The organism is Martinezella sp. CNPSo 3890 (assembly GCF_057784455.1).
The window spans coordinates 499,220-524,319 of sequence record NZ_JBXSOR010000001.1; the positions used below are offsets into that span (position 1 = coordinate 499,220).

Sequence of the window (25,100 nt, forward strand, 5' to 3'; positions counted from 1 at the left end):
TTGCGCGCGATTAAATCGTTATGTATATAAAATTCATCCAACCGAAGGAGACATGACATGCCTATTCTTTATACGACCAAAGCTTCCGCCACCGGTGGCCGCGCCGGCCATGCAGTTTCCGAAAATGGCGTCCTCGACGTCACGCTGACCGTACCGAAGGAGCTCGGTGGCGATGGCGCTACCGGCACCAATCCGGAGCAGCTCTTTGCAGCCGGCTATTCCGCCTGCTTCCTGGGCGCTTTGAAATTTGTCGCAGGCCAGCAGAAGGTCAAGATTCCGGAAGACGCCAAGGTCACGGCGACTGTCGGGATTGGTCCTCGCGCGGATGGCACCGGTTTCGGCATCGAAGTTTCGCTGGCTGTCCACATTCCCGGCATGGACAAGGCCGAGGCTGAAAAGCTCGCCGCTGCCGCCCATATCGTATGCCCCTACAGCCATGCCATGCGCACCTCGACCGAAGTGCCGGTTGCTGTTGTCTGACGGGAAACGCGCCGCCGGTCGATTGAGGACCGGATATGTGGGAATATATTGAAAAGGAGCGGCAGTTTGATCTGTCGCTCCTTTTCTTTTGCAAGAAAAATGCTATATCTTTTCTTAGGAAAGGAAGTGGTCATGATAAAAGCCCAGGCAATAGGCCAGCCGATGCCCGGCGAAGCACTGGTCATTACCAAGGCCGTCGTCAATGCCGCCGAGAGGCTGGGATTGAACGCCCGCATCCTTGCGGCCATCATCGGCGTGTCGGAGGCGACGGTATCGCGCATGAAGCGGCAGGATCATCTGCTGGAGCGCGATAGCAAGCCTTTTGAGCTTGCCGTGCTTCTCGTTCGTCTCTTCCGTTCGCTCGATGCCATCGTCGGCGGCGACGAGGCTGTGGCGCGGCAATGGCTGCGTAACGGCAATATCGCCTTTGGCGCAGCGCCGATCGACAAAATCATCTCGATTTCTGGTTTGACCGATGTCCTTGCCTATCTGGACGCCCGCCGCGCTCTCGTCTGAGGCAAGGGTCATCTCCGGCCAATATTGGCGGCTGGTGGAATCGCAGCATCAGGTCTCGACGCTGAAGCTTGTCGATACGCTGGAGGAGCAAGCGCTTCTCGAAAGCGTGCTCGAGGAAACCAAGCCGGCGCTGCCGCCGGAATGCGCCGGACTCGACTATCTCCTTGCCACACCCTTCCGCTATGGGGCGATCTATCCCCACGGTTCTCGTTTCCGGCGCGCCGGCCGTACGCTCGGCGTTTTCTACGCCTCGGAGCAGGTGGAGACGGCGCTGGCTGAAATGAGCTTCTATCGGCTGCTCTTCTTCCGTGATTCCCCTGACACGCCGTTGCCTGCCAATGCCGCAGAATATACAGCCTTTTCTGCTGCAATTGCGACGAAGGCTGGGATCGATCTGACAGTGCCTCCCTTGGATCGCGATCGGCAATTGTGGACAGATCCGGTCAACTACGAAGCCTGCCAATCGCTTGCCGAGGCGGCGCGAGCCGGCGGTATCGAGGCGATCCTCTATCGTTCCGTCCGGGATCCCCGCGGAGGCATGAACATCGCGCTGCTCACGGCCAGGGCCTTCTCCGCCCGCGAACCCGTCGAACGCCAGACCTGGCGCATCCGGCTGTCTCGCGTCGGCGTGCAGGCGCTGTGCGAATTCCCACGGCGCCGCATCGGCTTCGAAAGGCAGGATTTCGAGGGCGATCCGCGATTGTCTGAACCGCAATTCAGAGCAGAATAGCGAGATCGCTACGCAGGCGGTCGCCATTGCCGTCGGGCAGCCGCTCTTCGAGGGCGGCATGTGTCGTCTTCCAGATCGGCACGGCGGCGGCGAGCGCCGCCTTTCCCGATGGCGTGAGGCTGAGCAGGCGGGCGCGGCGGTCTTTTGGATTGGGCACGATGCTCACCCATCCCCGCCGTTCCAGTGGCTTTAGGGCCGCCGTCAGCGTCGTTTGGTCTATTGCCAGGAGTGCCGTGACCGATCCCATGGATGCCGGCGCCGGCCTGTTCAGAGACATCATCAGGGAGAACTGGCCGTTGGTAAGGCCGAACGGCCGCAGCGCCTCATCAAAGCGACGGGCAAGAGCGCGCGCCGCCCGCTGAACATGCAGGCACAGGCACGTGTCGCGGACTAACAGCGTGGTTTCAAAGGGGATTTCGACTGCGTTTGACATGATTCATTAATATTGATATCAATATATTTGTCAAGATTTGGAAATGAAAACGCCGGAGGAGGGCGCGGACAATGAACCAGGTCGTTTCCAGGGAAGTGTGGCTCGAGGCCCGCCGTCAACTGCTTGCCAAGGAAAAGGAAGCTACGCATCTTCGCGATCGCGTCAATGCGGAACGCCTAGCCTTGCCCTGGGTAAAGGTCGATAAGGATTATGTTTTCGACACGCCGGCCGGCAAGAGGACGCTTGCCGATCTCTTCGACGGCCGCAGCCAGCTGATCATCTATCATTTCATGCTCGGCCCGGATTGGGATGCCGGATGCACCGGTTGCTCCTTCCTCGCCGATCATTTCGATGGAACGCTTCCGCATCTCAATCATCACGATGTCACGCTGGTCGCAGTGTCGCGCGCGCCGATCGAAAAGATAGAGGCCTATAAGAAGCGCATGGGCTGGAAATTCCCCTGGGTGTCGTCCTTCTCCAACGATTTCAATTTCGACTATCACGTCTCTTTCACCAAAGAGCAGCTCGCCGGTGAAAAGGTGTTCTATAATTTCAACGATATGGACGCCGCCAACGGCAACGACGAGTTGCCTGGACTCAGCGCCTTCTACAAGGATGAAGCCGGCAATATCTTCCACACCTATTCCAGCTATGCCCGCGGCGGCGAGGAAATGATCGGCACGCTGATGATCCTCGACAATGCGCCGAAGGGCCGAAATGAAGGCCAGACCATGGATTTTGTGCGCCGCCACGACGAATATCAGGAGGCGGAGAAGGCGGGCTCCTGCTGCCATTGAGCGCATGACGAGACTGCCAAATTCATGCCATGCGGCACAAGGGGTCGAATTATTACGCCTTGCGCCTAGTTAAGACCTGGAGCCTGCTCGCCGGGGAACGACGGATCGACCGATTGACCATCGTTCGGCCGTCACTTTCATCGGCCATCATGTGCTTGCGCCGACATCAGGCTCAGGATGAGACGGATGACCGCAACAATCACAATAGGGAGCGATGTTATGGCTGAGAAGGGATATTTTGTCTGGTACGAGCTGATGACGACGGACATGAAGGCGGCGGAAGCCTTCTATACCAAGGTCGTCGGCTGGGATGCGGCGGATGCAGGCATGCCTGATGTCGGCATGGACTATACGCTGTTCAGCGCCGGTGCAGGCCCTGTCGCCGGTTTGATGATCCTGCCTGACGAGGCGAAGGCCATGGGCACGCCGCCCTGCTGGACCGGCTATATCGGCGTTCCCAATGTCGATGAAGCCACCAAGACCGTTGTCGCCAAGGGCGGCAAGACCTATCGCGAGCCCACGGATATTCCAGGCGTCGGTCGGTTCTCCGTCGTCTCCGATCCCTATGGCGCTGCTTTCTGCCTGTTCACCCCGCTGCCGGGCCAGGATTGGGAGCCGCCTGCGCCTGCGACACCGGGCTATTTCGGCTGGCACGAGCTCTATTCCAACGACGGCCCGAAGGCCTTCGATTTCTATAGCGAGATGTTCGGCTGGGAACTGAGCTCCGATTTCGACATGGGGCCGATGGGCAAATACAAGATCTTCAAGATCGGAGACCGAGACTTCGGTGGCATCATGACCAAGCCGGCGGAAATGCCGATGGCTGCCTGGAATTTCTACATCAACGTTCCGGCGATCGACGCCGCGATCGCTCGCATCACGGAGGGCGGCGGCAGGATCGCCAACGGCCCGATGGAAGTGCCCGGCGGCAGCTGGATCGTCCAGGCAACCGATCCCCAAGGCGCGTTCTTCTCGCTGGTCGCGCCGGTGCGCTGATCTTTACCCCCCTTGAGGGAAGTAGCACCTCCCCCTTGATGGGGGAGGTCGCCGCAAAGCGGCAGGTGGGGTTGATATTCGGAACCGGAAAGGTCTCCGCGGATCACCCCACCCTGGAGCTTCGCTCCGACCCTCCCCCTTTGTGGACAGGGGTATCGCATATGAGCGGAGATCGCCGCTGTCCCCCTTCTCCCCAGCGGGGAGAAGGTGCCGCCAGGCGGATGAGGGGGGTGCCTGCCAAGACCACCAAAATCCATGAATTCAAAGCGATAACCCCCTCATCCGACCCTTCGGGCCACCTTCTCCCCAAGGGGAGAAGGAGCTTATGGTGCTCATCCGCCTCCATATGCGATAGCCCTTCCCCTCAACGGGAGGTTAATTTTCTATCGCTTCAGGCTGCCAAGAATGCCGCGCACCAGCGCTCGTCCGACCTGCGTTGCCACCGTGCGCGCCATGCTTTTCATCGTCGCCTCCAGAATCGTCTCGCGCTGATAGCCCGAACGGCCGCGGCTTGCCGGCTTGCTGCTGTCGCCGCCAAAGCCGGGCAAGGTCCAGCCATCGCGGGCACTGTCGTTCTGCGGCGCCGCCGCCTTGCGCGCACGCTCCGTCAGGATCTCGTAAGCGGATTCGCGGTCGATCGTCTGGTCATAGACGCCTGCAACCGGACTGCCGTTGATGATGGCTTGACGCTCGCCATCCGTGACGGGGCCGATACGGCCGGACGGCGGGCGGATCAGCGTGCGCTCGACGACGGACGGCGCACCCTTGCCCTCCAGCATCGACACGAGCGCCTCTCCGGTACCGAGAGTCGTGATGACGGTGGCGCAATCGAAGGCCGGATTGGGCCGGAATGTCGAGGCCGCCGTCTGCACGGCCTTCTGTTCGCGTGGCGTATAGGCGCGAAGCGCATGCTGCACGCGATTGCCAAGCTGTGCCAGCACCGTTTCCGGCACGTCGAGCGGATTCTGCGTCACGAAATAGACGCCGACGCCCTTTGAGCGGATCAGTCGCACCACTTGCTCCACGCGTTCGATCAGCACCTTCGGCGCGTCGTTGAAAAGCAGGTGGGCCTCGTCGAAAAAGAAGACCAGCTTCGGCTTGTCCGGATCGCCGACTTCGGGCAGTTCCTCGAATAGCTCGGAGAGCAGCCACAGCAAGAAGGTGGCATAGAGCCGCGGGTTCATCATCAGCTTGTCGGCCGCAAGCACCGAGACCTGCCCGTAGCCGTCATTGCTGACCCGCATGATGTCGGAGATTTTCAGCGCCGGCTCGCCGAAGAAGTTTTCCGCGCCCTGCTGCTCCAGCACGAGCATTGCGCGCTGGATCGAACCGACGGAGGATTTCGAGATCAGGCCGTATTTGCTGGAAAGCTCGCTGGCATTGTCGCCCATATAGTTCAGCAGCGCCTGCAGATCCTTGAGATCGAGCAGCGCCAGGCCATTCTCATCGGCGATCTTGAAGGCAATGTTGAGCACGCCCTCCTGCGCCTCGGACGCATCCATCAAGCGTGCCAGCAGCAGCGGCCCCATCTCGGCGATGGTGGTGCGCACCCGATGGCCCTTTTCGCCATAAAGGTCCCAGAAGATGACCGGAAACTGGTCGAACTCATAGGGCGACAGGCCGATTTCCTCGGCGCGCTTCAGCAGGAAGTCCTTCGGCTCGCCCTTAACGGCGATACCTGAAAGATCGCCCTTGATGTCGGCACAGAAGACGGGCACGCCGGCCTTGGAAAATCCTTCCGCCAGAACCTGCAGCGTCACGGTCTTGCCGGTGCCGGTGGCACCTGTAACGAGGCCATGACGGTTGCCGAATTTCAGCGTCAGGAATTCGTCCTTGTTGATGCTGTCATCCGGATTGCGGCTCGCGCCGACGAAAATCTGTCCATCCTGCTGCGGCATGGTGTCGTCTCCCTTAAAGCACTTCCAGCAAAAGTGCGAAGCGGTTTTGCGTCCGGAACTGCGTAAAAACAAAAAGATAGAGCGTTTTCGCGATTCGAAGAAAAGCGGAAATGCTCCAGAGCATGCTGCCGAAAAATGTCACCGGTTTTCAGACGACATCATGCTCTACCTATATGATTCTAGAACCGGATGATTTCGGATCGATTGGATCCGAAATCATCCGGTTCTAGGGCGGCGGCACAGCAGCTTGAGAAAGCTGCAAGGGCCATTCATCGATTTGTCCTGACACTGTTATAAGAACTCGCGTGAAGAGGGACAACCATTCGCGTCGAGGTTCCGCTTCTGGTAGAATGATAGCCGCCGGGGCGTCTTGTGCCGGTTGCCGCATTCAGTTACGTTGACGTTAACGTTATAAAGGCAGGAGGCCACAGTGAACGAAGTTATTGATCAGATCGCGACCAAAGCCGGCATCGCTCCCGACCTCGCGGAAAAGGCCGTCGGCATGATTCTCGGCTTCCTGCAGCGCGAAGCTCCGGATGGCCCCGTCACCAAGATGATCGAATCCATCCCCGGCGCCTCCGATCTCGTTGCGCAATATAACGGCGAGGAAACGGGTGGCGGCGGCCTGCTCGGCGGCTTGCTTAGTGCAGTCGGCGGTGGCGGCGGCCTGATGGCGCTCGGCCAGCAGCTGATGAGCAGCGGTCTTAGCATGGGTGAAATCGGCTCGCTCGCCAAGGAAACGATTGCAACGGCTCGCCAGCATGCTGGCGACGAGGTGGTCGACCAGGTCGTCAATTCCGTCCCGGGCCTGCACCAGTTCATTTGAGGCTGAAGAAGCGTTCTCCTGGTGACGAGAGAGCCGACTGGCCGATAGCCATCGGTTTCATCCGTTGACTTCATGGGTACGTTCCGCAGTTTAAGCATTGATTACTTCGAGCTCGGCCTTCGCCCTTGGGCGAGGGCCGTCGTTTTTGAGGAGGCAGCTTCGTGCCAGACAGCCCTATCCCGGCCCTTATGCCAAGCAGGTCCGGTCACCAGTTCGTCCTCTATGGTGATGCCTGTTCTGGTATCCCTGGCGCCCTTCATGAAAGCACTTTCGCCAGCGTCAATCAGATCCTGCGCAGGCTCGATCCGCCCCCGGAATTCATTCTGTTTCCAGGTGACGAGATCATCGGGCTAACCGCCGATCCGGATACATTGCGGGCGCAATGGCGGCATTGGCTTGATCGTGAGATGGTATGGCTCGATCGCAGCAAAACGCCGCTTTGGCATACGACAGGCAACCACACGACCTATGACGAGATGAGCGAGCGGATTTTCCGCGAAGTCCTTCAGCTGCCCGAAAACGGGCCAGCGGGGCAGGAGGGATTATCTTACTGGGTTCGTCGCGATGATCTGCTGCTGGTGTTCGTACATACGTTGTGGACGGGGTTGGGCGGCGAAGGGCACGTCGAGACGGAATGGCTGGAAGCGACGCTGAAGGCGCATTCCGATGCCAGGCATAAGATCGTGCTGGGTCATCACCCTGTTTTCCCCGTCAACGGCTATTCCGGTACATACCAGCGGGAGATCGGTCACGAATATGCGAAGCCGTTCTGGGATATTCTCGTGGACGCCGATGTCCTGGCTTATGTCTGCAGCCATATGCTGGTTTTCGACGTTCAAGTTCATCGCGGCGTCCTGCAGCTTTGCACGGCGGGAGCAGGGACGGCGCACCGGATGCCGGAAGGCGTGGAGTATCTCCATTGTGTTCAGGCCGCATTGGACGCGGACGGATTCCGCTATCAGGTGCTCGACACCGACGGCATCGTTCGCGAGCGGCTGCAGTGGCCTTTTAAATCGGCCAAGACGTTGCGACATCTATCGCTCGGATTGAACGAAGCCGACTTTGGCGGTCTCCAGGGCGACAATTATATCGTTCACCTCCGGATCTCCGGACGTTTGGCGGACGAGATGCATGCACCGGCACAAACGCTATTTTCCGCCTTCGAAAACCAGGAGATCGCCCCCGTGTGGCTGGGCTTGCGTGGTTCCCGGCAGACATTGACTTTGATTCTTGGCCGCGATCCCGGCCGCAGTCCGCATTACTGGTTCGGGCCTGATCTCGCTCCGGGCCGAACATTCGATATAGATATTGCCCTGCACGCAGGCATGGGGCCTGGTGGCATGCTCTTTCGCATGCCGACCGACCACGGGTGGAGCTCGCTCAAGGGCGCGTCGGCAACCGGTCTCGAGCGCACCACATGGCCTGAACGATGGGCTATGGGCCATGGCCAGGGCGGCGCCGCGGACCGTCCCTTCATGGGCGAGGATCTGGCCGTCCAGATTGCGGCGTCGGCATGAGCGCCTTCGCCGCACAGACCAGCCGGCAATACTAAACCTTCCTGCCCTTCGGCGTCCCATCGATCTCATGCCATTTGCGGCCGTCGCGTTCGATAAGTTCGTCGGCGCAGGCCGGGCCGGTGCTGCCGGGGGCGTAAGGATCGGGTTTGCCGCCCTCTGCCCAGAGGTCGAGGAAGGGCTGAACGGCCGCCCAGCCGGCTTCGATGCCGTCGGCGCGCTGGAAGAGCGTCTGGTCACCGACGAAGAGTTCGTAGAACAGACTTTCATAGCCGGTCTGCTTGCCGATATCGAAACTGTCGGCATAGCGGAAATCGAGCGAAACCGGCGCGGTTTTCAGCACCAGCCCCGGCGATTTGATCGAGATTTCCATGTCGAGGCCTTCGTCGGGCTGCACCTGGATGATGAGCCTGTTCGGCGGCAACTCGGGGCGGGATTCGTGGCGCGGGAACTGGGCGAAGGGCACCGGCCGGAAGGTGATGACCACTTCCGTATCCCGCGCCTTCATCGCCTTGCCCGTTCGCAGGTAGAAGGGCACGCCCGCCCAGCGCCATGTATCAACGAAGAGCTTTAGCGCCACGAAGGTTTCGGTGTTGCTGTCGGGCGCGACATCGGGTGTCTGGGTAAAGGCCGGCAGATCCCTGCCGGCAATCGGGCCGGCCGTATAGGCGCCGCGCACGCCGTTCTTGATTGCCTCCTCCCGCGAATAGACACGCAGGGCCTTCAGCACCTTGCCCTTCTCATTACGAATGGATTCGGCATCGAAGCTGTTCGGCGGTTCCATCGCCACCATCGCTAGCAGCTGGAAAAGATGGTTCGGCACCATGTCGCGAAGCGCGCCGGTCGCATCGTAGAATTTACCGCGCGTGCCGACATCCACAAGCTCTGCCGCCGTGATCTGCACGTGGTCGATATAGTTGTTGTTCCACAGCGCCTCGATCATCATGTTGGCGAAGCGCGTCGTCATGATGTTCTGCACCGTTTCCTTGCCGAGGAAATGGTCGATGCGATAGATCTGGCTTTCGGACACATGGTTCAGCAGCCGCGCATTCAAAGCCTGTGCCGAAGCAAGATCGTGGCCGAAGGGCTTTTCGATCGCGATGCGGCGGAAGGCGCCGGTCGCCTCGTTCATCAGCCCGTTTTCGGAGAGTTTCTCGGCGATATCGCCGAAGAAGCGCGGCGGCACGGCGAAATAGAAGGCTGCATTGGCGGTCGGCGCGTGCGAGAGATAATCCGAAATCTCCTTGTAGACGCCGTTCTGGGTGAAATCGCCAGAGATGTAGCTAATGCGCTTGCGTAGGCTCTGCCATGCGGCCTGCCGCTCCGGATCGTCCATATCGCCGGAGGTCTTCAGAAATGATTCCAGCCGATCCAGCAGCATGTCGACGCCGCCGGTCTCGATGCCGATGCCGAGAATATGCAGGTCTTCGCCGACAAGCCCGCTGCGGGTCATGTTGATCAGCGTTGGGATCAGCAGGCGCCGCGTAAGGTCGCCGGCAGCACCGAAGATCACGAATGTCAGCGGCGGAGCCGGTGCGACGTCGGGGGTGGTCATGCGCGCATCTCCTTCTGGCGGCCATATTCGGGGCTTCTGGACGACATCGACTATCTCCTCGGAGCTATTGCTGTTTCAGCTTTGGCTATGGGTGTTCTACTGCATAATTCCACAAATCGGAATCGATTTAGGGATAAAATTATGCAGCAGATTTAAAGCGTTACAGCGGCCTTTGCGCGCCACATGTGGCGCGCGGCGCTGTAGCGCGGGCCGATGTCGGTTGTCGATGGGATCGACGCACCGCCGTCAGTCGGCATTTCGCGGCTGATAAATATCCTATTTCTTCACCGCGACCAGGAAGAGCCGCGGAAAGCGCAACAGCACCTTGCCGTCGACAAGCGGCTGATAGGCATGCTCGATATGCTTCAGATATTCGGCGGCAAAGGCATCGCCATGCTCGGCGCCGGCATGGTCGAGATAGGGGCGCAGGCCCGTGCCCTTCACCCATTCGACAATGGCTGCCGCGTTTTCCAGTGCATGATTATAGTTCGTGTGCCAGATATCGACCCGGGCCGATTTGCCGATTAGTCTGTTGTAATAGACCGAGGGCGCGGGCAGGGGATTGCGGCGTACGCTCTTCTTCGCAAAGGCCTCGCTCCACGGGCCGCTCTTGGCCGTCTCCTCCATCATCAGATGGCTGGGCTCCGTCAGATTGTCGGGCATCTGCGCGGCAAGCACGCCGCCAGGCTTTAGACCGTCCATCAGATGATCGAGAATATCGAGATGATCGGGCAGCCATTGGAAGACCGCGTTCGCAAAGAGCAGATCAACCGGCTCCTCCGGCCGCCATCTGGCGAGATCCGCCTTGACGAAGCTCGTACCGGGCATGCGCTTGCGGGCGGCCTCCAGCATGTTGTCGTCGCTGTCGAGGCCGGAAACGCCGGCGACGCCATAACGCTCCACGATCAGCTCGGTCGAATTGCCAGGGCCGCAACCGAGGTCGATCGCTCGCTCGACATGCTGCAGCGGCACCTGCGCCAAGAGGTCGCGCGCCGGACGCGTGCGTTCATCCTCGAATTTCACATATTGGCCGGCAGACCATGCCATGGGCATACCCTCTTCCTGGATTGCCGTTTTCCCGATGCGCATAGCACCGGGATGTATCAGAACCGTGTAATGACGCTGATGCCCTTGCCCTCGGCCTTATCAAGCGTCATCAGCGCCGGAACGGCGTCTTCCAGGCTGATCCTGCGGCCAATGAGCTTCTGCGGCGCGATCTTGCCGGCGGCGAGCATGTCGAGCATGGCATCGTAGCGCCAGGCCTGCATGCCGTGGCTGCCGTAGATCTCGAGTTCATGGCCGATGACTTGCGCCATCGGGATCTGCGGAGTCGCATAGTCACCGAGCATGAGGCCGACCTGCACATGCCGGCCGCGCCGTCGCAGGTTCTTGATGGAGTTGAAGCAGGTGGCAGGGTGGCCGAGCGCGTCGATCGAGACATGGGCGCCGCCGTTGGTGATCTCGCGCACCGCCTCCGCCACATCAGCGACCTCAGCCGCATTGATCGTCGCGACCGCGCCGCATTCGCGGGCAAAGGCGAGCTTTTCGTCGGAAATGTCGACGGCGATGGCATTGGCGCCGAGCGCGCTGGCGATCATGATCGCCGACAGCCCGACGCCGCCGCAGCCATGGACGGCGATCCATTCGCCGGGGCGCGTCTTCGCCTGATCGGCAACGGCACGGAAGGAGGTGGCGAAACGGCAGCCGAGGCTTGCCGCCGTCGCGTCATCGACAGATTCTGGCAGGTGCACGAGATTGGCGTCGGCATAGTCGATTGCGACGTATTCGGCAAAGGAACCCCAATGGGTGAAGCCTGGCTGGAATTGGCTGGGGCAGACCTGCTGGTTTCCGGAGTGACACTCGGCGCAGTGGCCACAGCCGGAGACAAAAGGAACGGTGACGCGATCGCCGACCTTGAAACGGACGACGCCGCGCCCGGTTGCCACGACCTTGCCGGCGAGCTCGTGGCCCGGCACATGCGGCAGCTTGATATCGGGATCATGACCCATCCAGCCATGCCAATCGCTGCGGCAGAGCCCCGTTGCGCCGACGGCGATGACCACACCATCTTCTCCGGGTGTCGGGTCGGGCAGGGTACGGATTTCGGGTGTTGCCTCGAAGGCCTCGTAATACATCGCTTTCATGGGAGTTTTCCCTCTCTCCTGACGATCCCTATGGTTCATCACTTTTGCTGATGGACCCATTCGTCAAGTTGTTGTTTCGGCGCATGAAAATTGCGTTATGAATGCGATATCAAGCGCTTTGTTGCAAATGGATTTTGCCGCGCAGTTTCTGCTTGACCCTTGGGTTGCACGGTTATTTGCTCTCCGCCACCCGGAGCAATTCCAGCAAAAGTACGAAGCCGTTTTGCGCCCGGAATTGCGAGAAAACAAAAAGGTAGAGCGGTTCAGAGATCCCGTGAGCTGAACTGTTTTAGGAGAGGAAAACCCCATGTCCGTCGATACGTCACCCCGCACCGCCACCTGGACCTATGTCGAAGGAGAATGGCTTTCCGGCAATCCGCCGCTGATCGGGCCGACCTCGCACGCCATGTGGCTCGGCTCGACCGTGTTCGACGGCGCCCGCTGGTTCGATGGCATCGCGCCCGATCTCGATCTCCATTGCCAGCGCATCAATCGCTCGGCCGTAGCCATGGGGCTGAAGCCGGTCAAGACCTCGCAGGAGATCGAAGCGCTCGCCTGGGAAGGCATCAAAAGATTCGACGGCAAGACGCCGATCTACATCAAGCCCATGTATTGGGGTGAGCACGGCTCGCCGGGCAGCGTCGTCGCCGTCGATGCGGAATCGACGCGCTTCGCCCTCTGCCTGTTCGAGGCGCCGCTCGGCGGCACCGGCGGCATCACGCTGACTGTTTCGCCCTTCCGCCGCCCGTCGCCTGAAACGGCGATGACCGACGCCAAGGCCGGCTCGCTCTATCCGAATAGCGGCCGCATGATCCTGGAGGCGAGGGGTCGCGGCTTCAACAATGCGCTGGTGCGCGACATGAACGGCAATGTCGTCGAAACGGCATCGTCCAACGTCTTCATGGTCAAGGATGGTATCGTCTATACGCCGGTTGCCAACCGCACCTTCCTTGCCGGCATCACGCGCGCCCGCGTCATCGGCCTGTTACGCCAGGAGGGCTTCGATGTGCGCGAGGAAACCCTGTCCGTCGAGCAGTTCATGGCCGCCGACGAGATCTTCACGACCGGCAACTATTCCAAGGTCGTCAGCGTCAACCGCTTGGACGACCGCGAATTCCAGGAAGGCCCGGTCGCCCGCAAGGCGCTGGAACTCTATATGGATTGGGCACACGGCCGTAGCGCCAGCGAGGAATAAACCCTTCTGGCAAGGAGAAGGGCATGCAGAAGAGTGCGGCCGTTCATGGCCGCACGGGTGTTCCTACACGACCTGCCGAAGCAAGGTAGGATCGCGGCGCGAAGAAAACGCCATCAGTCTCGAAAGCCTCAAGGTCTTCGGCGTGGAGCGCGTGGCGGACGCTCGGTCTTGCGCTGACGCGAGCCATGAATTCCTGGAGCGCCGGCCTGCTTGCAAGGTCGATCTTGATCCACGGCGACCAGTTTAGGCAGACGAAGAGATAGGCGTCAGCGACCGTGAAGTCGTCACCGGTCAGATAGGGGCCGATAAGCCGGCTGTTCAGCCAATCCAGTCGTTTGCACACCAGTTCATGGATGCCGGCATGAGCGCCTTCATAAGCGGCGTTGAACAGCATCGCCATTGGCTTGTGAAGTTCGGCGGTGATGAAATTCAGATAGGATTGAACTTGGCTTCTGGCATAGGTTCCGGCCTCCGGCAGGAGGCGCGAACCCTCCGGTGAACATTCCGCGAGGAATTGCACGATGGCAGGACCTTCGGTCAGCACCCTCCCATCATCGAGCACCAATGCCGGCACGTAGCCATTCCCGTTGATGGCAAGGTAGTCCTCGCCGGAACTCGTCCGATGAGTCTTTCGATCAACTTCGACCAGTTCGACATCCAGCCTCAACTCCCGACAAACGATGTGTGGCGACAAAGAGCAAGCGGCGGCGTGCATGTAGAGTTTCATGGGTCTCTCTCCTTTTCGATGCAGGCGCGATGCATGGCGTCGGCATCCATTGAATATTTGTACCATTTCGCATAAAATCTATCCGGTCAAGATTTTTATGCGAAGTAGTATAAAATATGAAGAGCGAGAAGAAGCAGGGCCGTCCACGCACTTTTGACGCGAAAGCCGTCATCGGGCAGGCGCGGGAGGTTTTTTGGGATAGGGGGTTCTCGGCCGCCTCATTGGATAATTTGAGTGCCGCGACCAAACTCAATCGGCCGAGCCTCTACGGAGCATTCGGGGACAAGGAGGACCTCTATCTTGACGCCCTGGAAGGCTATCGCGAGGACAGTCTCGATATATTGTCTGAAGCGCTCAACCCGGTCCTCACGCTGCGGGAGAATCTCGCGCGCATCTATGCCGAGGCTCTGAAAATATACCTGCATGGCGAGACCGCGGCGCGTGGCTGCTTCCTGATCAGCACGGCCACGGCAGAGGCTATTCAGCATGATCGAGTACGGGAGGTATTGCGCCGCAGCTTGAATGAATTCGACGACGCGATCAAGGAACGCATGGAGCTTGCGGTTGAGCGGGGCGAGCTTCCGACTGAAGCGGATGCTGCAACTCTCGCAAAGCTGGCATCCGCTGTCATGCATTCGCTTGCCGTTCGAGCGCGTGCAGGCGATACGCGCGAAACGCTGGAGGCGATAGCGCGTTCTGGGGTCGATTTTATCTGCGGTCGGCCCTGACGCGAGGCATGGGTTCACTGCCTCGTCAGCTCAGCCTCGAAGGCAGCCCTCGTCATGCTATAGGAGGCAAAGGGCTCATCGTGATAGGTGGTCTGGCGCGGCTGCGACAGACCGAGCTTTTGCGCAACGCGAATGGACGCCGCATTTCCAGGAGCGATATCGGCAATCACCCGATCGAGTTCGAGCGTCTGGAAGGCATGGGCGAGAACCGGCCTTGCCGCCTCGGTCGCGTAACCCTTGCCCCAGGCACGCCTGTTCAGCCGCCATCCGATCTCGATATCAGGCCCGACGGCGTCGGCGGGTATCAGCAATATCCAGCCGAGGAATTGCTTAGGCCTTTCTTTGGCGCGGATTGACCAATATCCGAGACCATCACCGAAACTCGCCTCGATCCGACCTTTCACGAAGGTTCGATGTGCCACGGCATCGTGCCACGGGCCGGGAATGAAGCGCGTTACCTCCGGGTCGCGATCCATGGCGATGCAATCGTCAAGATCGGCCATGACGCGAGGCAGAAGGATCAGTCTCTCGGTTTCGAAGCTTGGAAGCGCCATGGCGGATCTCCACAACTGTCAATCACGGGAGAATAGCAAAAGCACATTTGAGCTCAATCTGGCTCGGTCAGAATCGCGACGATCACGCGGCAATTCTGATCTTCAATGCCCTTGTTTGCAGGTAGCGGCTGAGTTATTCCGCTTCCTTCTTCGGGCTGACCCACCAGCAATAGGCAGCGCCGATCGCCAGCAGCACGCAGGTTCCGAGGAACACGGCGCGCATGCCGATATGGCCGCCGACGAAGCCGCCCAGGACTGGGCCTGCCACCTGGCCGACATATTGCGAGGAGATGGAGAGCCCGAGAATGCTGCCCGTCGCCGCATCGGGAACATTATGCCTGATAACGGCGGTGATGCAGGGCAGAAGGCCGCCGAGCGCCACGCCCATCAGGAAACGCAGGCCGATCAACTGCCAGGCCGAGCTCACGAAAGCCTGCGGTATCAGCAGCAGCGCCGCAACAGCAAGCGCCGCCATGATGACGCTCCAGTAGCCGATGCGGTCGGCTAGCTTGCCGAGCCAGGAGGACGACAGGATGCTGCCGAGCGCAGCGGCCGCCATGACGACGCCGGAGACCATCGTCACTTTGGCGTCCGTGACGAACTGCGCGACATAGACTGTGATGATCGGCTCGATCGACATATTGGCGAGCATCAGCAAGAGGCCGAGCGACAGCATGGCGATGACGGGGCGTTTGTCCGGAATGGAGGCCCAGCTGCCGGTGGCCTTCGCAGCCTTCTTCCGTGCCGTGGACTTCTCCTCCTTGATCAGGAAGGTCGTCGCCAGGAAGGTCAGGAAGATCACGCCGCCGGCCAGCAGGAAGGTGCCGCGAATGCCGATAACAGGCGGCAGCGCGCCTCCAATCAGCGGTCCGACGAGATTGCCGGCCATGATGCCGGCAGATAGCGTGCCCAGCGCCCATGCCGAGCGATGCTTCGGCGTTTGCGCTGCCACCAGCACCATCGAACCCGAGGCATAGCCGCCGGCAAGACCGGTGAAGAGGCGCAGCGCCACCAGCTGCCAGACATTGCCGGCCATGCCCATCAGCGAGATGGCGACTGTCATGCCGAGGCTGGCGCGGATCAGCATCAGCTTGCGGCCGTATATATCGCCCAGCCGTCCCCAGAGCGGCGCGACGAAGGCGGCGGTAAAGAAGGTGGCGCCATAGGCGATACCGGACCATTGCACGATCGCGGCTTTGTCGCTCACGCCGAGTTCCTCGACATAAAGCGGCAGGAAGGGGAGCAGCAGCGTCATCGCCACGATCGTCGTGAACGAGCCGACGAGGCAGATGATCAGGTTCCGCATCCAATGGGCGGTTTCCGGCTCGGCCGGTGCTGCTGCATCCCATCTCGTCTCGGTCATTTCTCGGCCTTTGCATTCAATGTGTAAAACAGTTCCTTGCTGCCCGATGCCAGGATATGGCCTTTCGCGGCGGCAAGCAGATCGGCGCGGGTGAAGAGATCCGGCAGGTTCAGTCGGTCGACATCGAGCGCATAGACGGTGACGTGATAGCTGTGAATGCGCGCGTCATTCCAGGGTGGGCAGGCGCCCATATAACCGCCATGCGGCCCATCCTTCAAATTGCCGCCGCCGGCACCATTCTGGCCGCGGCGTCCATAGGCCGTGCGTTCGAGCGGCAGGCCATTGGCTGAAGGGCCGTTTCCGTCCGCGCCTTCGGCAAGGCTGGTGCGCGATGCGGGAATATCGGCCAGGACCCAGTGAACGAATTCCATCCGATTGAAATCATTCGGAATGGTCTTGTCCGCCTTGTTGAACAGCGAAAAATCAGTGGGTACGTCAGGGTCGACCATCGTCAGCGCATAGGAACGCGTGCCCTTCGGCCCTTTCGACCAGGAAACGGCAAGGCTCTTGTTGGGGCCGGGTGCCGACTTGTCTGAAGATGTCGAAATGCAGGAGGCGTTTTCCGGCAGCAGCATCCGGTCATTGCTCTTTGGAAACGTCACCTTGAGATCGGCCGATAGGGCCGGGGTGGCGACAACTGCTGCGATGACGGTGGCGTTCAGAAGGTTGAGCATGGTTTTCATGATGTTGCCCTTTCGCGGTTCGCTCCTGTGAGCTTCGAGGGCAGGGTCTAACAAATTCGTGCCGAGCGTCGGCGCACGCAAACGCTCAAAATGCTGTCGCAAACGCTCACGCGCTGCGAAGTCGATCGGCAAAGCGTCGGGGCGAGCGATAGCCTGTCGCAAGCGCGGCTTCCCGCAGCGATAGCCCGTCCTCGGCGAGAAGGGTCGTGGCCAGCGCCACGCGCTCGCTTGCCAGCACCTCTCGCAGGGAGGCGCCCTCGCGCGACAGGCGGCGGCGCAGCGTGGCGTTGCTGGTGCCGAGCTCGGCGGCGATGAGATCGGCTGTCCAGGCTCGATCCGGCTGCCAGCGCACCAGCGCCCGCACCGCCTCGGCTGTGGTCTCCGGCGAACCGGGCAGGGCACCGCGCATGCCGAGCACCATAAGGATTTCGAGAAGCCTGTGCTCGATCAGCGGGATCGGCATATTGCCGCCGGCGATGCCTTCGCCGGCATGGTTGATCGCGGCAGCCAGCAGCGGATCGAGCGGCAAGTTTATCTGCGATGCGGGCTGCGCAGGCGGAAAGGCTTTTGCTGCACGGCGTGTCAATTCCTCGGGGAAGGTGATGAAGATTGCCCGATAGACGCCTGTCTGCGGATCGGGGTCGTTGACGACATCGCCGCTCCAGCCTGCCGGCAGCACGAGCACCGTACCGGCCGCAAAATGCCGCTGTCGTCCCATGCTGACGATTTCCTTGGAACCTTCGAGGATGGCGACGATTGAAACCTGTGAAAAGGCCGAGCCGGCAATGCGCTCGCGTTCGCGCGTGACGAAGGTGAAAAGTGTGGAATAGCTGCCGATGCCGGTCGGTTCGCCCGCCGGACGATTGTCCTTTGCCGCCAGGCGGCGCAGCTTTTCCAACATGGAGTGATGAGCCTCGGACACTGCGATGGCTTTCTGCTGATTGGGGGTGCCGCGGAGTTTGGACCACACAGGCGGCAATGCCAAGTCCGCAAACCGCCTTGTCGGTTCTCCCGACCGATATTATAAAACTGATTGCGTTACGCAAGCGGTTCATGATTGGCGGATCAAAAGCCCGCTGATGCAAAGGAGGAGGCAGGTTATGAACTCTCTCGAAAATGCCCGTTGCGATACGGTCAAACGGCTGTTTGCTGCCTATGTCGCTCAGCATCCGGATATCGTCGACCCGATGCTGACCCAGGATTTCACCTTTTCCAGCCCGCGCGACGATCATATCGACCGGAAACGGTACTTCGAGCACTGCTGGCCGAAGGAGAAGGTGTTCCGTGACATTCATATCGAACATCTGGTCGCAGATGGTGACGACGTGATCGTCGGCTATCGCGCCGAGAAGATGGATGGTGCCAGCTTTCGCAATGTGGAGCTCATCCGCTTTGCCGGCGACCGCATTGCTGAGGTCAACGTCTATTTCGGGCGCAACCTGTGACGCTTCAGCTATCCGTGGTCTTCGCCATTGCCGCGGCAAGTGCGGCCGCCGGACCGGTCATAGGTTGCGGGCAGTTTGCCGGAAGAAGATGAACAGCATCGGTCATCGAGGCTTGAGCGAAAGCGATCGTGACAGCGCCTTCGCCGCTGACCGCTTTCACCGCCTCGGCAATCGAGGTGAGATAGGCCCGGAGATCCCCCTCGCGGAAGTGCGCCCATGCGCCCGGCACCAGCCGAACCTCGATTTCAGCACCCGTCGCCTTAGCCGCTGTTTCGAAAAGTGCGGTCGTCGGGGCGATGGTCGTTTCGACGGTGCACAACACGATAACCTTGCCGCCTGCCTTGACCGCTTGCTCGGCCAGCATCGCATCAGCCCGGATGATCGGTGCCTCGGCACCGGCAGCGACCTTCAATGCTGCCGGACCGAGTGTCGAGCAATTGAGCACGACGGCATCGGCATCCTCTGCCAGATGCCAGAGGAGGGCCGCCGTTTCGGCAGAGATCTCATCCGTCAGGCGCCCCACTTTTTCGGCGGCAAGTAGAAGATCCGCGCGGACGTGATGACGCAGCATCCCCTCGGGCAATCCAAGTGCCTTCGCTGCCGTTTCATAGACGGCGATGTTGCTTTCGGCTGTGTGCAAACAGGCGATCGTCACCGACATTCCTCATCACCGAATGAGATCCGCAAACCTAGCCTCGGCAACCTGCCTTGTCGACATTTCGGTGCAGCAGTTCGCTCTGTATTCGGGCATCATCATATACAGCAAGGTTCATTTCTAAGTCTATGCTATATCTAATTCAAAAATAGGGCAATTTTTACTCCCGAGTGCAACTTTTTTGGCATGTCGCCGGTTGCCCTTCCAGGCGACCGCTCCTATGTTCCGGTTCACCTGCCGACGCAATTTTTTGCCAAGAGGAGATATGACCATGGCTTTCGAATTGCCTGAACTTCCATATGATTACGACGCCCTTTCGCCCTTCATGTCGCGTGAAACCCTTGAGTATCACCACGACAAGCACCACAAGGCTTATGTCGACAATGGCAACAAGCTCGCCGCGGAAGCAGGTCTTGCCGATCTGTCGCTCGAGGAAATCGTGAAGAAGTCCTTCGGCACCAATGCAGGCCTCTTCAACAATGCAGCCCAGCACTACAACCACATCCATTTCTGGAAGTGGATGAAGAAGGGCGGCGGCGGCAACAAACTGCCGGGCAAGCTCGAAGCGGCTTTTGCCTCCGATCTCGGCGGCTACGACAAGTTCAAGGCCGATTTTGCGGCTGCCGGCGCCACTCAGTTCGGCTCGGGCTGGTCATGGGTTTCCGTCAAGAACGGCAAGCTCGAAATCTCCAAGACCCCGAACGGCGAAAACCCGCTCGTCCACGGCGCCGACCCGATCCTCGGCGTCGACGTTTGGGAGCACTCCTACTACATCGATTACCGCAACCTGCGTCCGAAGTACCTCGAAGCCTTCATCGACAGCCTGATCAACTGGGACTACGTCCTGGAGCGCTACGAAGCCGCTACGAAGTAAGGTTCGCCGCATAGGCTGGCTTTCGCACCCGGCGTCTTCCTGGCGTCGGGTGTTTTCTTATGAGCAGCCTTGTTGATATATCTGTGTGCCGCATGACGGCTCAGGAGATCGCCACAGGAGGCTGAATGCCATCAGCGCCGCTTTTCCGCTTCGGTGTCATCGCCGATCCGCAATATGCCGATCTCGCGCCCAATCTCACCCTCAATCGCTATCCGGCGAAGAGCCTCGACAAGCTTCGGGATGCAATTGAGGAGTTCAATCGCCATGATCTCGCCTTTGTCGTGACCCTCGGCGATATCATCGATCGCGAATGGAAGAGCTTCGACGCCATTCTGCCTGTCTACGAAGCCTTGCGTCATCCCAAGCACTTCCTCCTCGGCAATCACGATTTCGCCGTGGCATCGGAACATCTCGGCACGGTGCCGGCACGTGTGGGCATGCCGTCCGCCTATTATGATTTCGGCCATTCCGGCTATCGCTTCATTGCGCTCGACGGCAATGAAATCAGCGTCTTTGCCCCGCCGGAAGGTGATCCTCGACGGCAGGAGGCAAAGGAAATGATGCGGGTGCTGGAAAGCACCGGCGCGCTCAATGGCCAACGATGGAACGGAGCGATAGGCGACACACAATATGACTGGCTTGCTGCAAAGCTCAGGGAAGCAAAGGCGGCGGGCGAGAAGGTCATCGTCATGAACCACTATCCGATTTTCCCGGATAATGCCCATAACGCCCTGAACAGCGACCGCTTGCTGGCGCTTCTGGCGGAGCACGAGCATGTCGTCGCCTACCTCAATGGCCACAATCACGCCGGCAACTTCGGAGTGTCGGGTGGCACATACTTCGTCAACTTTAAGGGCATGGTCGATACCGAAGATACGAGCGCCTATGCGATCGTCGCAGTCCACAATGATCGGCTGGAGGTCATGGGCTTCGGACGCGAGGATAGCCGGGTGCTGGCGCTGCCGGGCGCTTGATGAATCCCTTGGATGATTTGACAGGGGGAACGATCCGCAACGTTGAAAGTTTAGGAACCGAGGCTGCTGTGAGGCGGAGCCGATGTTTCCGGTATTGCAAATTCTGACAATCATGGTCGTGGCAGTTGCCATGGCACTGGCGCTGGCACATCTGCTGGAGCTGCCGGGCAAAATGCGACTGTCGAAAGAAGACTATATGACGGTTCAGCGAATTTATTATCCCGGATTCACGATCGGCGGCGTTGCCGAGCCGATCGGCACTCTTTTGCTTCTGCTTCTCCTGTTCCTGACGCCAGCCAACATCATCGCGTTCTGGCTGTTTGCCGCGGCTTTTGCCGCCATGGCTGCCATGCATGCAGTCTTTTGGTTGCTGATACAGCCCGTAAACAATTTCTGGCTCAAGGATGCCGAGCTGAAAGGGTTGGGCGCAGGCTTCTTTTCCTACGTTCCAGTCGGCGGTCATCGGATCGAGGCTGATGCCGAGGCGGACTGGACCATGCTGCGTGATCTCTGGGAATGGTCGCATGCCGCGCGGGCGGTCTTGGGATTACTGGCTTTTATTCTGTTGGTGACCGCGATTGCTCTTTAGCGGCGCGCAAAACCGAGAGTTGACCTGTTATTATTCCGCCGCCATCCGCATCTCGGTCACGTCCCTTTTCGGCGGCGTGCCGAACATACGGGTATATTCGCGACTGAATTGCGAGGCGCTTTCATAGCCGACCCGGTAGGCTGCCGTCTCGACATTGGCGTGGCCGGCGACCATCAGGCGGCGGGCTTCGAGCAGCCGCATCTGCTTCTGGTACTGCAGCGGCGTCATCGAGGTCAGCGTCTTGAAATGCTGGTGGAAGGAGGAGGGGCTCATGCGTGCGACAGCGGCCAACTCCTCGATGCGCACCGGCCCCGTGAAATTGTCGCGCAACAGGCGGATGGCGTCCGCAATGCGCCGCGTCTGGCCATCGGGCAGCACCAGCTTGCAGACCTCGCCGCCATTCGGGCCGGTGAGCAGCCAGAAGCAGATTTCGCGCATGATCGCCGGATAGAGCACCGGAATGGCGCTCGGGTTCGACAGCAATCGGGTCAATCGTACCAGGCAATCGGCAAGCTCATCGCCGAGATTCTCGACGAAGATGCCAAGCTGCGCGCCGCCTGCTGGTTTCGGCGGCTTGTCGAGCTGTTCCATCACCTCACGCATCATGCCCACATCGAATTCCAGGGAGATGGCCATATAGGGTTTTTCGACACTCGCCTGGACCACTCTACCGGCTGCAGGCAGCTCGATGCTGATGATGAGCGCCTGCATCTCGGCATAATCGATCACTCTGTCATTCAGCATCAATTGCTTCGCGCCCTGCAGAATGACGCAGAGCGCCGGTCGATAGATCATCGCATGCGGCATTTTCGGCTCGGTCGAGCGCATGATCAGCAGGCCATCGATGCCCGTGGGAAAGACGCCATTGTCGCCGCCGTCATTGGCTTCGATAAATTGTGTGATCGCATCTTTAAGGGCTGAGGACATTGGTGGTCTCCGGGGCAAGTGCCACTGCGGCATCATAGCAGCGGGGCAACAGCGAACAAGGCAGTTGGAGGAATAGGCAAGAAATTCGCGAGTTCCGGCATTCAGGGAAATGGTTCCGCAGGCGTAGATTCCGGTCACCAAACATTCCCTGGAGAACGGCAATGACGACTGAAAATTCCGATAAATCAAAGACAAAGATTGCGATCATTACCGGCGGCAGCCGTGGCCTCGGCCGCAACAGCGCCATTCATCTTGCCCAGCGCGGTGTCGATAGCATCCTGACCTATAACGCAAATAAGGCAGAAGCCGATAACGCCGTTGCCGAGATCGAAGCGCTCGGTCAAAAGGCTGTAGCCTTACAGCTCGACACCGGCGACGTTGCATCCTTCGACGCTTTCGTTGCCGAAGTTGGCCGCGTGCTGCAGAAGGGCTGGGCGCGCGATCGTTTCGATTTCCTCGTCAACAATGCCGGCACGTCCTATCATGCCTCCATCGCTGAAACGACGGAAGCCGAGTTCGACAAGCTCTACAACATCCATCTCAAGGGCGTCTTCTTCCTGACGCAGAAGCTGCTGTCGCACATCAACGACGGCGGCCGTATCGTCAATATTTCCTCCGGCCTTGCTCGTGTCAGCTATCCGGGCTCGTCGGCCTATGCGGCGATGAAGGGTGCGATCGAAGTGCTGACGCGCTACTTTGCCAAGGAGCTCGGCCCGCGTGGCATCACGGTCAACACGGTGGCGCCGGGCGCGATCCAGACCGATTTCAGCGGCGGCATGGTCCGCGACAATCCCGAGGTCAACAGGATGGTCGCCTCCATGACGGCGCTCGGCCGCGCAGGTCTGCCTGACGATATCGGCCCGATGATCGCCTCGCTGCTGTCGGACGACAATCGCTGGGTCAACGGGCAGCGTATCGAAGCCTCGGGTGGCATGGTCCTCTAATTCGCAACGTTAGATCTGTGGGATCTGCAGCACCTCAGCCGGCAGCGGTTGGGGTGTTTATCTGCCAGCCGTTCACCCAGATTTGCCTCAAACCATCACCTTCGCCCTTGAACCACAATCCCGTCGCCTCGCAGCCTTCGATCCGATCGCTACGGAAGTTGCGGATGGCCTGGCGCAGTTCGCACCAGGCGACGATGTTGGCGGTCTCCGAATAATAGATGAGGGCGATCGGCCGGATGATGCGTTCCGTGGCGCGGCCCAACTCGTCGCGATAGGCAAGATCCAGCTTTTCCTCGTCGCGAATGGCGCGGCGCACCAGCGAGAGATCGATCGCCGAGGCGGAAGGTGCGGCAAAGCCCCAGGCATGCAGCGCATTGGCGTCGAGCGTCTGGCGCAGCGGCGGTGGCACGGCGCCGGCAATTTTCGCGGTGACGCGCTTGGCTGCCTGCTTCAGCTCGGCATCGCCGGTGCGCTCCAACAAGGCCAGCGACAGCACGATCGCCTCCATTTCCTCGATCGAAAACATCAGCGGCGGCAGGTCGAAGCCGGGCCGCAGGATATAGCCGATGCCTCGCTCGCCCTCGATCGGCACCCGCATCGCCTGAAGTGCCGCGATATCGCGATAGACCGAGCGGACCGTCACCTCCAGCCGGGCGGCGATATCGGCCCCTGTCACCGGCCGCTTGGCCAGCCGCAGGATCTGGATGATCTCGAACAGGCGCGATGCCTTGCGCATTTCTTGCCCCAAAGAAGAAGGCTACTGACAACACCCCGTCAGTTGGTTCATTTTATAAGACTGCCTATCGACTTGAAAATCAACCATTTCCTCTCCTGTCTCTCTGGAGAGGGCGATAGGCAACTGACATGGGTTACGCAGAAAATCTCTGGCTCTTCTTCATCCTTCTCTTGGGCATCATCATCGTGCCGGGCATGGACATGCTGTTCGTGCTTGCCAATTCGCTGACTGGCGGCAGCAATCGCGGCCTCGCCGCGACAGGCGGCATTATGCTCGGCGGTGCGGTGCACTCGCTGAACGGCGCCGTCGGCATCGGCCTGCTGATGCATTTCGTGCCCGTTCTCTTCAATCCGCTGCTGATCGCCGGCGGCGCCTATATGGCCTTCATCGGCTACACGCTGATGCGCAGCTCCATCACCGTGGGCAATGAAGGGCCGGCCGGCAGCCGCTCCGCCTGGAAAGCCTTCCGGCAGGGAGCGGTGACTTGCCTCATAAATCCCAAGGCCTATCTCTTCATCTTCGCCGTCTATCCGCAATTCCTAAAGCCGGATTACGGGCCGATGTGGATACAGGCCGTCATCATGGGAGCCATGACCATCGCAACGCAATTTGCCGTCTATGGCGGACTTGCCATCACTGCCGGGCGCAGCCGCGAGCTACTGGTCGCCAATCCCAGAGCAACCGCCTTTGCGGGCCGCGCAGCCGGGCTGATGCTTGTCGTGGTTTCCGTGTTTACTGTCTGGGAGGGCCTGAAATTGGGGTAAGGGTTGCCGCCGCGAATGTGTATGTCGATGGCATGACACTGATTTCACTCAGC

At 60.0% G+C, this 25,100-nt stretch carries 28 protein-coding genes; 15 read left to right on the plus strand and 13 right to left on the minus strand.

Annotated elements, in window-relative coordinates:
- The first annotated feature begins 57 nt into the window (after positions 1-57).
- From AC13RC_RS02440 to AC13RC_RS02450, 3 genes are all read left to right on the plus strand, one after another.
- Positions 58-480 carry an organic hydroperoxide resistance protein gene (locus tag AC13RC_RS02440; RefSeq protein ID WP_069613858.1) on the plus strand — a complete coding sequence of 141 codons (423 nt, stop codon included), beginning with the start codon at positions 58-60 and terminating at the stop codon, positions 478-480.
- Positions 481-612: 132 nt separating this feature from the next.
- Entirely contained in the window at positions 613-996 is a 384-nt protein-coding gene (locus AC13RC_RS02445; protein ID WP_488556388.1) for an antitoxin Xre-like helix-turn-helix domain-containing protein, read from the plus strand.
- Entirely contained in the window at positions 956-1,726 is a 771-nt protein-coding gene (locus AC13RC_RS02450) for an RES family NAD+ phosphorylase (protein WP_488556389.1), read from the plus strand. Before AC13RC_RS02445 ends, AC13RC_RS02450 begins: the two co-directional genes overlap by 41 nt.
- Here the strand turns inward: AC13RC_RS02450 and AC13RC_RS02455 are convergent.
- The gene (locus AC13RC_RS02455) at positions 1,713-2,159 is read right to left on the minus strand and encodes a MarR family winged helix-turn-helix transcriptional regulator (protein ID WP_145320767.1); all 447 of its coding nucleotides are present in this window, start codon (positions 2,157-2,159) and stop codon (positions 1,713-1,715) included. The two genes, AC13RC_RS02450 and AC13RC_RS02455, sit on opposite strands and share 14 nt — an antisense overlap.
- A gap of 71 nt (positions 2,160-2,230) precedes the next feature.
- Here AC13RC_RS02455 and AC13RC_RS02460 point away from each other — a divergent pair, with 71 nt between their 5' ends.
- Complete coding sequence (locus tag AC13RC_RS02460) at positions 2,231-2,956, plus strand: DUF899 domain-containing protein (protein WP_488556390.1); 726 nt, start codon at positions 2,231-2,233, stop codon at positions 2,954-2,956.
- A 219-nt stretch (positions 2,957-3,175) separates the two neighbouring features.
- Positions 3,176-3,952, plus strand: coding sequence for a VOC family protein (locus AC13RC_RS02465; RefSeq protein ID WP_113331877.1), 777 nt, complete (start codon positions 3,176-3,178; stop codon positions 3,950-3,952).
- 383 nt (positions 3,953-4,335) lie between these two features.
- On the opposite strand, the gene AC13RC_RS02470 is transcribed toward AC13RC_RS02465, so the two are convergent.
- Positions 4,336-5,850, minus strand: a complete 1,515-nt coding sequence (locus tag AC13RC_RS02470; RefSeq protein ID WP_488556391.1) for a helicase HerA-like C-terminal domain-containing protein — start codon at positions 5,848-5,850, stop codon at positions 4,336-4,338.
- A gap of 430 nt (positions 5,851-6,280) precedes the next feature.
- Between AC13RC_RS02470 and AC13RC_RS02475 the strand changes: the two genes are divergently transcribed.
- Positions 6,281-6,676, plus strand: a complete 396-nt coding sequence (locus tag AC13RC_RS02475; protein WP_015339165.1) for a hypothetical protein — start codon at positions 6,281-6,283, stop codon at positions 6,674-6,676.
- A gap of 161 nt (positions 6,677-6,837) precedes the next feature.
- Positions 6,838-8,193 (plus strand): metallophosphoesterase family protein, encoded by a 1,356-nt coding sequence (locus AC13RC_RS02480; RefSeq protein WP_488556392.1) that lies wholly within the window; start codon positions 6,838-6,840, stop codon positions 8,191-8,193.
- 31 nt (positions 8,194-8,224) lie between these two features.
- Here AC13RC_RS02480 and zwf read toward each other — a convergent pair whose 3' ends face one another.
- From zwf to AC13RC_RS02495, 3 genes are all read right to left on the minus strand, one after another.
- Positions 8,225-9,745 (minus strand): glucose-6-phosphate dehydrogenase, encoded by a 1,521-nt coding sequence (gene zwf, locus AC13RC_RS02485; RefSeq protein ID WP_152093552.1) that lies wholly within the window; start codon positions 9,743-9,745, stop codon positions 8,225-8,227.
- Between the two features lie 276 nt (positions 9,746-10,021).
- Positions 10,022-10,792, minus strand: coding sequence for a trans-aconitate 2-methyltransferase (gene tam / locus AC13RC_RS02490; protein ID WP_488556393.1), 771 nt, complete (start codon positions 10,790-10,792; stop codon positions 10,022-10,024).
- Between the two features lie 56 nt (positions 10,793-10,848).
- Positions 10,849-11,889: a zinc-dependent alcohol dehydrogenase family protein gene (locus AC13RC_RS02495; RefSeq protein WP_488556394.1), complete on the minus strand. Its 1,041-nt coding sequence runs from the start codon at positions 11,887-11,889 to the stop codon at positions 10,849-10,851.
- A gap of 307 nt (positions 11,890-12,196) precedes the next feature.
- Between AC13RC_RS02495 and AC13RC_RS02500 the strand changes: the two genes are divergently transcribed.
- On the plus strand, positions 12,197-13,084 hold the full coding sequence (locus AC13RC_RS02500) for a branched-chain amino acid aminotransferase (protein WP_183813323.1): 888 nt from the start codon (positions 12,197-12,199) through the stop codon (positions 13,082-13,084).
- 43 nt (positions 13,085-13,127) lie between these two features.
- Here AC13RC_RS02500 and AC13RC_RS02505 read toward each other — a convergent pair whose 3' ends face one another.
- Positions 13,128-13,811 carry a glutathione S-transferase N-terminal domain-containing protein gene (locus AC13RC_RS02505; RefSeq protein ID WP_488556395.1) on the minus strand — a complete coding sequence of 228 codons (684 nt, stop codon included), beginning with the start codon at positions 13,809-13,811 and terminating at the stop codon, positions 13,128-13,130.
- Between the two features lie 116 nt (positions 13,812-13,927).
- Here AC13RC_RS02505 and AC13RC_RS02510 point away from each other — a divergent pair, with 116 nt between their 5' ends.
- Positions 13,928-14,539, plus strand: a complete 612-nt coding sequence (locus tag AC13RC_RS02510) for a TetR/AcrR family transcriptional regulator (protein ID WP_488556396.1) — start codon at positions 13,928-13,930, stop codon at positions 14,537-14,539.
- A gap of 14 nt (positions 14,540-14,553) precedes the next feature.
- Here the strand turns inward: AC13RC_RS02510 and AC13RC_RS02515 are convergent, their stop codons facing one another.
- From AC13RC_RS02515 to AC13RC_RS02530, 4 genes are all read right to left on the minus strand, one after another.
- The gene (locus AC13RC_RS02515; protein ID WP_488556397.1) at positions 14,554-15,093 is read right to left on the minus strand and encodes a GNAT family N-acetyltransferase; all 540 of its coding nucleotides are present in this window, start codon (positions 15,091-15,093) and stop codon (positions 14,554-14,556) included.
- Positions 15,094-15,226: 133 nt separating this feature from the next.
- Positions 15,227-16,456 (minus strand): MFS transporter, encoded by a 1,230-nt coding sequence (locus AC13RC_RS02520; protein WP_488556398.1) that lies wholly within the window; start codon positions 16,454-16,456, stop codon positions 15,227-15,229.
- Positions 16,453-17,139: a YbhB/YbcL family Raf kinase inhibitor-like protein gene (locus tag AC13RC_RS02525; RefSeq protein ID WP_488556399.1), complete on the minus strand. Its 687-nt coding sequence runs from the start codon at positions 17,137-17,139 to the stop codon at positions 16,453-16,455. The genes AC13RC_RS02520 and AC13RC_RS02525 overlap by 4 nt, the downstream gene beginning before the upstream one ends.
- Before the next feature lie 106 nt (positions 17,140-17,245).
- Entirely contained in the window at positions 17,246-18,061 is an 816-nt protein-coding gene (locus tag AC13RC_RS02530) for a helix-turn-helix domain-containing protein (protein WP_488556742.1), read from the minus strand.
- 178 nt (positions 18,062-18,239) lie between these two features.
- Here AC13RC_RS02530 and AC13RC_RS02535 point away from each other — a divergent pair, with 178 nt between their 5' ends.
- On the plus strand, positions 18,240-18,584 hold the full coding sequence (locus AC13RC_RS02535; protein WP_113390341.1) for a nuclear transport factor 2 family protein: 345 nt from the start codon (positions 18,240-18,242) through the stop codon (positions 18,582-18,584).
- A gap of 4 nt (positions 18,585-18,588) precedes the next feature.
- Here AC13RC_RS02535 and AC13RC_RS02540 read toward each other — a convergent pair whose 3' ends face one another.
- A complete protein-coding gene (locus tag AC13RC_RS02540; protein WP_488556400.1) occupies positions 18,589-19,245 on the minus strand; it encodes an aspartate/glutamate racemase family protein in 657 nt (218 codons plus the stop codon).
- 265 nt (positions 19,246-19,510) lie between these two features.
- On the opposite strand from AC13RC_RS02540, the gene AC13RC_RS02545 reads away from it, so the two are divergent.
- From AC13RC_RS02545 to AC13RC_RS02555, 3 genes are all read left to right on the plus strand, one after another.
- Positions 19,511-20,113: a superoxide dismutase gene (locus tag AC13RC_RS02545; protein WP_488556401.1), complete on the plus strand. Its 603-nt coding sequence runs from the start codon at positions 19,511-19,513 to the stop codon at positions 20,111-20,113.
- 125 nt (positions 20,114-20,238) lie between these two features.
- Positions 20,239-21,087: a metallophosphoesterase gene (locus AC13RC_RS02550; protein ID WP_488556402.1), complete on the plus strand. Its 849-nt coding sequence runs from the start codon at positions 20,239-20,241 to the stop codon at positions 21,085-21,087.
- Positions 21,088-21,217: 130 nt separating this feature from the next.
- Positions 21,218-21,676, plus strand: coding sequence for an anthrone oxygenase family protein (locus tag AC13RC_RS02555; protein WP_488556403.1), 459 nt, complete (start codon positions 21,218-21,220; stop codon positions 21,674-21,676).
- Positions 21,677-21,706: 30 nt separating this feature from the next.
- Here AC13RC_RS02555 and AC13RC_RS02560 read toward each other — a convergent pair whose 3' ends face one another.
- A complete protein-coding gene (locus AC13RC_RS02560; RefSeq protein WP_488556404.1) occupies positions 21,707-22,603 on the minus strand; it encodes an AraC family transcriptional regulator in 897 nt (298 codons plus the stop codon).
- Between the two features lie 161 nt (positions 22,604-22,764).
- Between AC13RC_RS02560 and AC13RC_RS02565 the strand changes: the two genes are divergently transcribed.
- Positions 22,765-23,547 carry an SDR family NAD(P)-dependent oxidoreductase gene (locus tag AC13RC_RS02565; RefSeq protein WP_488556405.1) on the plus strand — a complete coding sequence of 261 codons (783 nt, stop codon included), beginning with the start codon at positions 22,765-22,767 and terminating at the stop codon, positions 23,545-23,547.
- Positions 23,548-23,581: 34 nt separating this feature from the next.
- Here AC13RC_RS02565 and AC13RC_RS02570 read toward each other — a convergent pair whose 3' ends face one another.
- Positions 23,582-24,283 carry a helix-turn-helix transcriptional regulator gene (locus AC13RC_RS02570; RefSeq protein WP_145320734.1) on the minus strand — a complete coding sequence of 234 codons (702 nt, stop codon included), beginning with the start codon at positions 24,281-24,283 and terminating at the stop codon, positions 23,582-23,584.
- Positions 24,284-24,411: 128 nt separating this feature from the next.
- Between AC13RC_RS02570 and AC13RC_RS02575 the strand changes: the two genes are divergently transcribed.
- Positions 24,412-25,047: a LysE family translocator gene (locus AC13RC_RS02575; protein ID WP_488556406.1), complete on the plus strand. Its 636-nt coding sequence runs from the start codon at positions 24,412-24,414 to the stop codon at positions 25,045-25,047.
- The last annotated feature ends 53 nt before the right edge of the window (positions 25,048-25,100 follow it).

Excerpts from the sequence above, each read along its gene's own strand:
- AC13RC_RS02440 (WP_069613858.1), top strand. The coding sequence starts at position 58 with ATGCCTATTCTTTATACGACCAAAGCTTCCGCCACCGGTGGCCGCGCC.
- AC13RC_RS02445 (WP_488556388.1), top strand. The coding sequence starts at position 613 with ATGATAAAAGCCCAGGCAATAGGCCAGCCGATGCCCGGCGAAGCACTG.
- AC13RC_RS02450 (WP_488556389.1), top strand. The coding sequence starts at position 956 with ATGTCCTTGCCTATCTGGACGCCCGCCGCGCTCTCGTCTGAGGCAAGG.
- AC13RC_RS02455 (WP_145320767.1), bottom strand. The coding sequence starts at position 2,159 with ATGTCAAACGCAGTCGAAATCCCCTTTGAAACCACGCTGTTAGTCCGC.
- AC13RC_RS02460 (WP_488556390.1), top strand. The coding sequence starts at position 2,231 with ATGAACCAGGTCGTTTCCAGGGAAGTGTGGCTCGAGGCCCGCCGTCAA.
- AC13RC_RS02465 (WP_113331877.1), top strand. The coding sequence starts at position 3,176 with ATGGCTGAGAAGGGATATTTTGTCTGGTACGAGCTGATGACGACGGAC.
- AC13RC_RS02470 (WP_488556391.1), bottom strand. The coding sequence starts at position 5,850 with ATGCCGCAGCAGGATGGACAGATTTTCGTCGGCGCGAGCCGCAATCCG.
- zwf (WP_152093552.1), bottom strand. The coding sequence starts at position 9,745 with ATGACCACCCCCGACGTCGCACCGGCTCCGCCGCTGACATTCGTGATC.
- tam (WP_488556393.1), bottom strand. The coding sequence starts at position 10,792 with ATGGCATGGTCTGCCGGCCAATATGTGAAATTCGAGGATGAACGCACG.
- AC13RC_RS02495 (WP_488556394.1), bottom strand. The coding sequence starts at position 11,889 with ATGAAAGCGATGTATTACGAGGCCTTCGAGGCAACACCCGAAATCCGT.
- AC13RC_RS02500 (WP_183813323.1), top strand. The coding sequence starts at position 12,197 with ATGTCCGTCGATACGTCACCCCGCACCGCCACCTGGACCTATGTCGAA.
- AC13RC_RS02505 (WP_488556395.1), bottom strand. The coding sequence starts at position 13,811 with ATGAAACTCTACATGCACGCCGCCGCTTGCTCTTTGTCGCCACACATC.
- AC13RC_RS02510 (WP_488556396.1), top strand. The coding sequence starts at position 13,928 with ATGAAGAGCGAGAAGAAGCAGGGCCGTCCACGCACTTTTGACGCGAAA.
- AC13RC_RS02515 (WP_488556397.1), bottom strand. The coding sequence starts at position 15,093 with ATGGCGCTTCCAAGCTTCGAAACCGAGAGACTGATCCTTCTGCCTCGC.
- AC13RC_RS02520 (WP_488556398.1), bottom strand. The coding sequence starts at position 16,456 with ATGACCGAGACGAGATGGGATGCAGCAGCACCGGCCGAGCCGGAAACC.
- AC13RC_RS02525 (WP_488556399.1), bottom strand. The coding sequence starts at position 17,139 with ATGAAAACCATGCTCAACCTTCTGAACGCCACCGTCATCGCAGCAGTT.
- AC13RC_RS02535 (WP_113390341.1), top strand. The coding sequence starts at position 18,240 with ATGAACTCTCTCGAAAATGCCCGTTGCGATACGGTCAAACGGCTGTTT.
- AC13RC_RS02540 (WP_488556400.1), bottom strand. The coding sequence starts at position 19,245 with ATGTCGGTGACGATCGCCTGTTTGCACACAGCCGAAAGCAACATCGCC.
- AC13RC_RS02545 (WP_488556401.1), top strand. The coding sequence starts at position 19,511 with ATGGCTTTCGAATTGCCTGAACTTCCATATGATTACGACGCCCTTTCG.
- AC13RC_RS02550 (WP_488556402.1), top strand. The coding sequence starts at position 20,239 with ATGCCATCAGCGCCGCTTTTCCGCTTCGGTGTCATCGCCGATCCGCAA.
- AC13RC_RS02555 (WP_488556403.1), top strand. The coding sequence starts at position 21,218 with ATGGCACTGGCGCTGGCACATCTGCTGGAGCTGCCGGGCAAAATGCGA.
- AC13RC_RS02560 (WP_488556404.1), bottom strand. The coding sequence starts at position 22,603 with ATGTCCTCAGCCCTTAAAGATGCGATCACACAATTTATCGAAGCCAAT.
- AC13RC_RS02565 (WP_488556405.1), top strand. The coding sequence starts at position 22,765 with ATGACGACTGAAAATTCCGATAAATCAAAGACAAAGATTGCGATCATT.
- AC13RC_RS02570 (WP_145320734.1), bottom strand. The coding sequence starts at position 24,283 with ATGCGCAAGGCATCGCGCCTGTTCGAGATCATCCAGATCCTGCGGCTG.
- AC13RC_RS02575 (WP_488556406.1), top strand. The coding sequence starts at position 24,412 with ATGGGTTACGCAGAAAATCTCTGGCTCTTCTTCATCCTTCTCTTGGGC.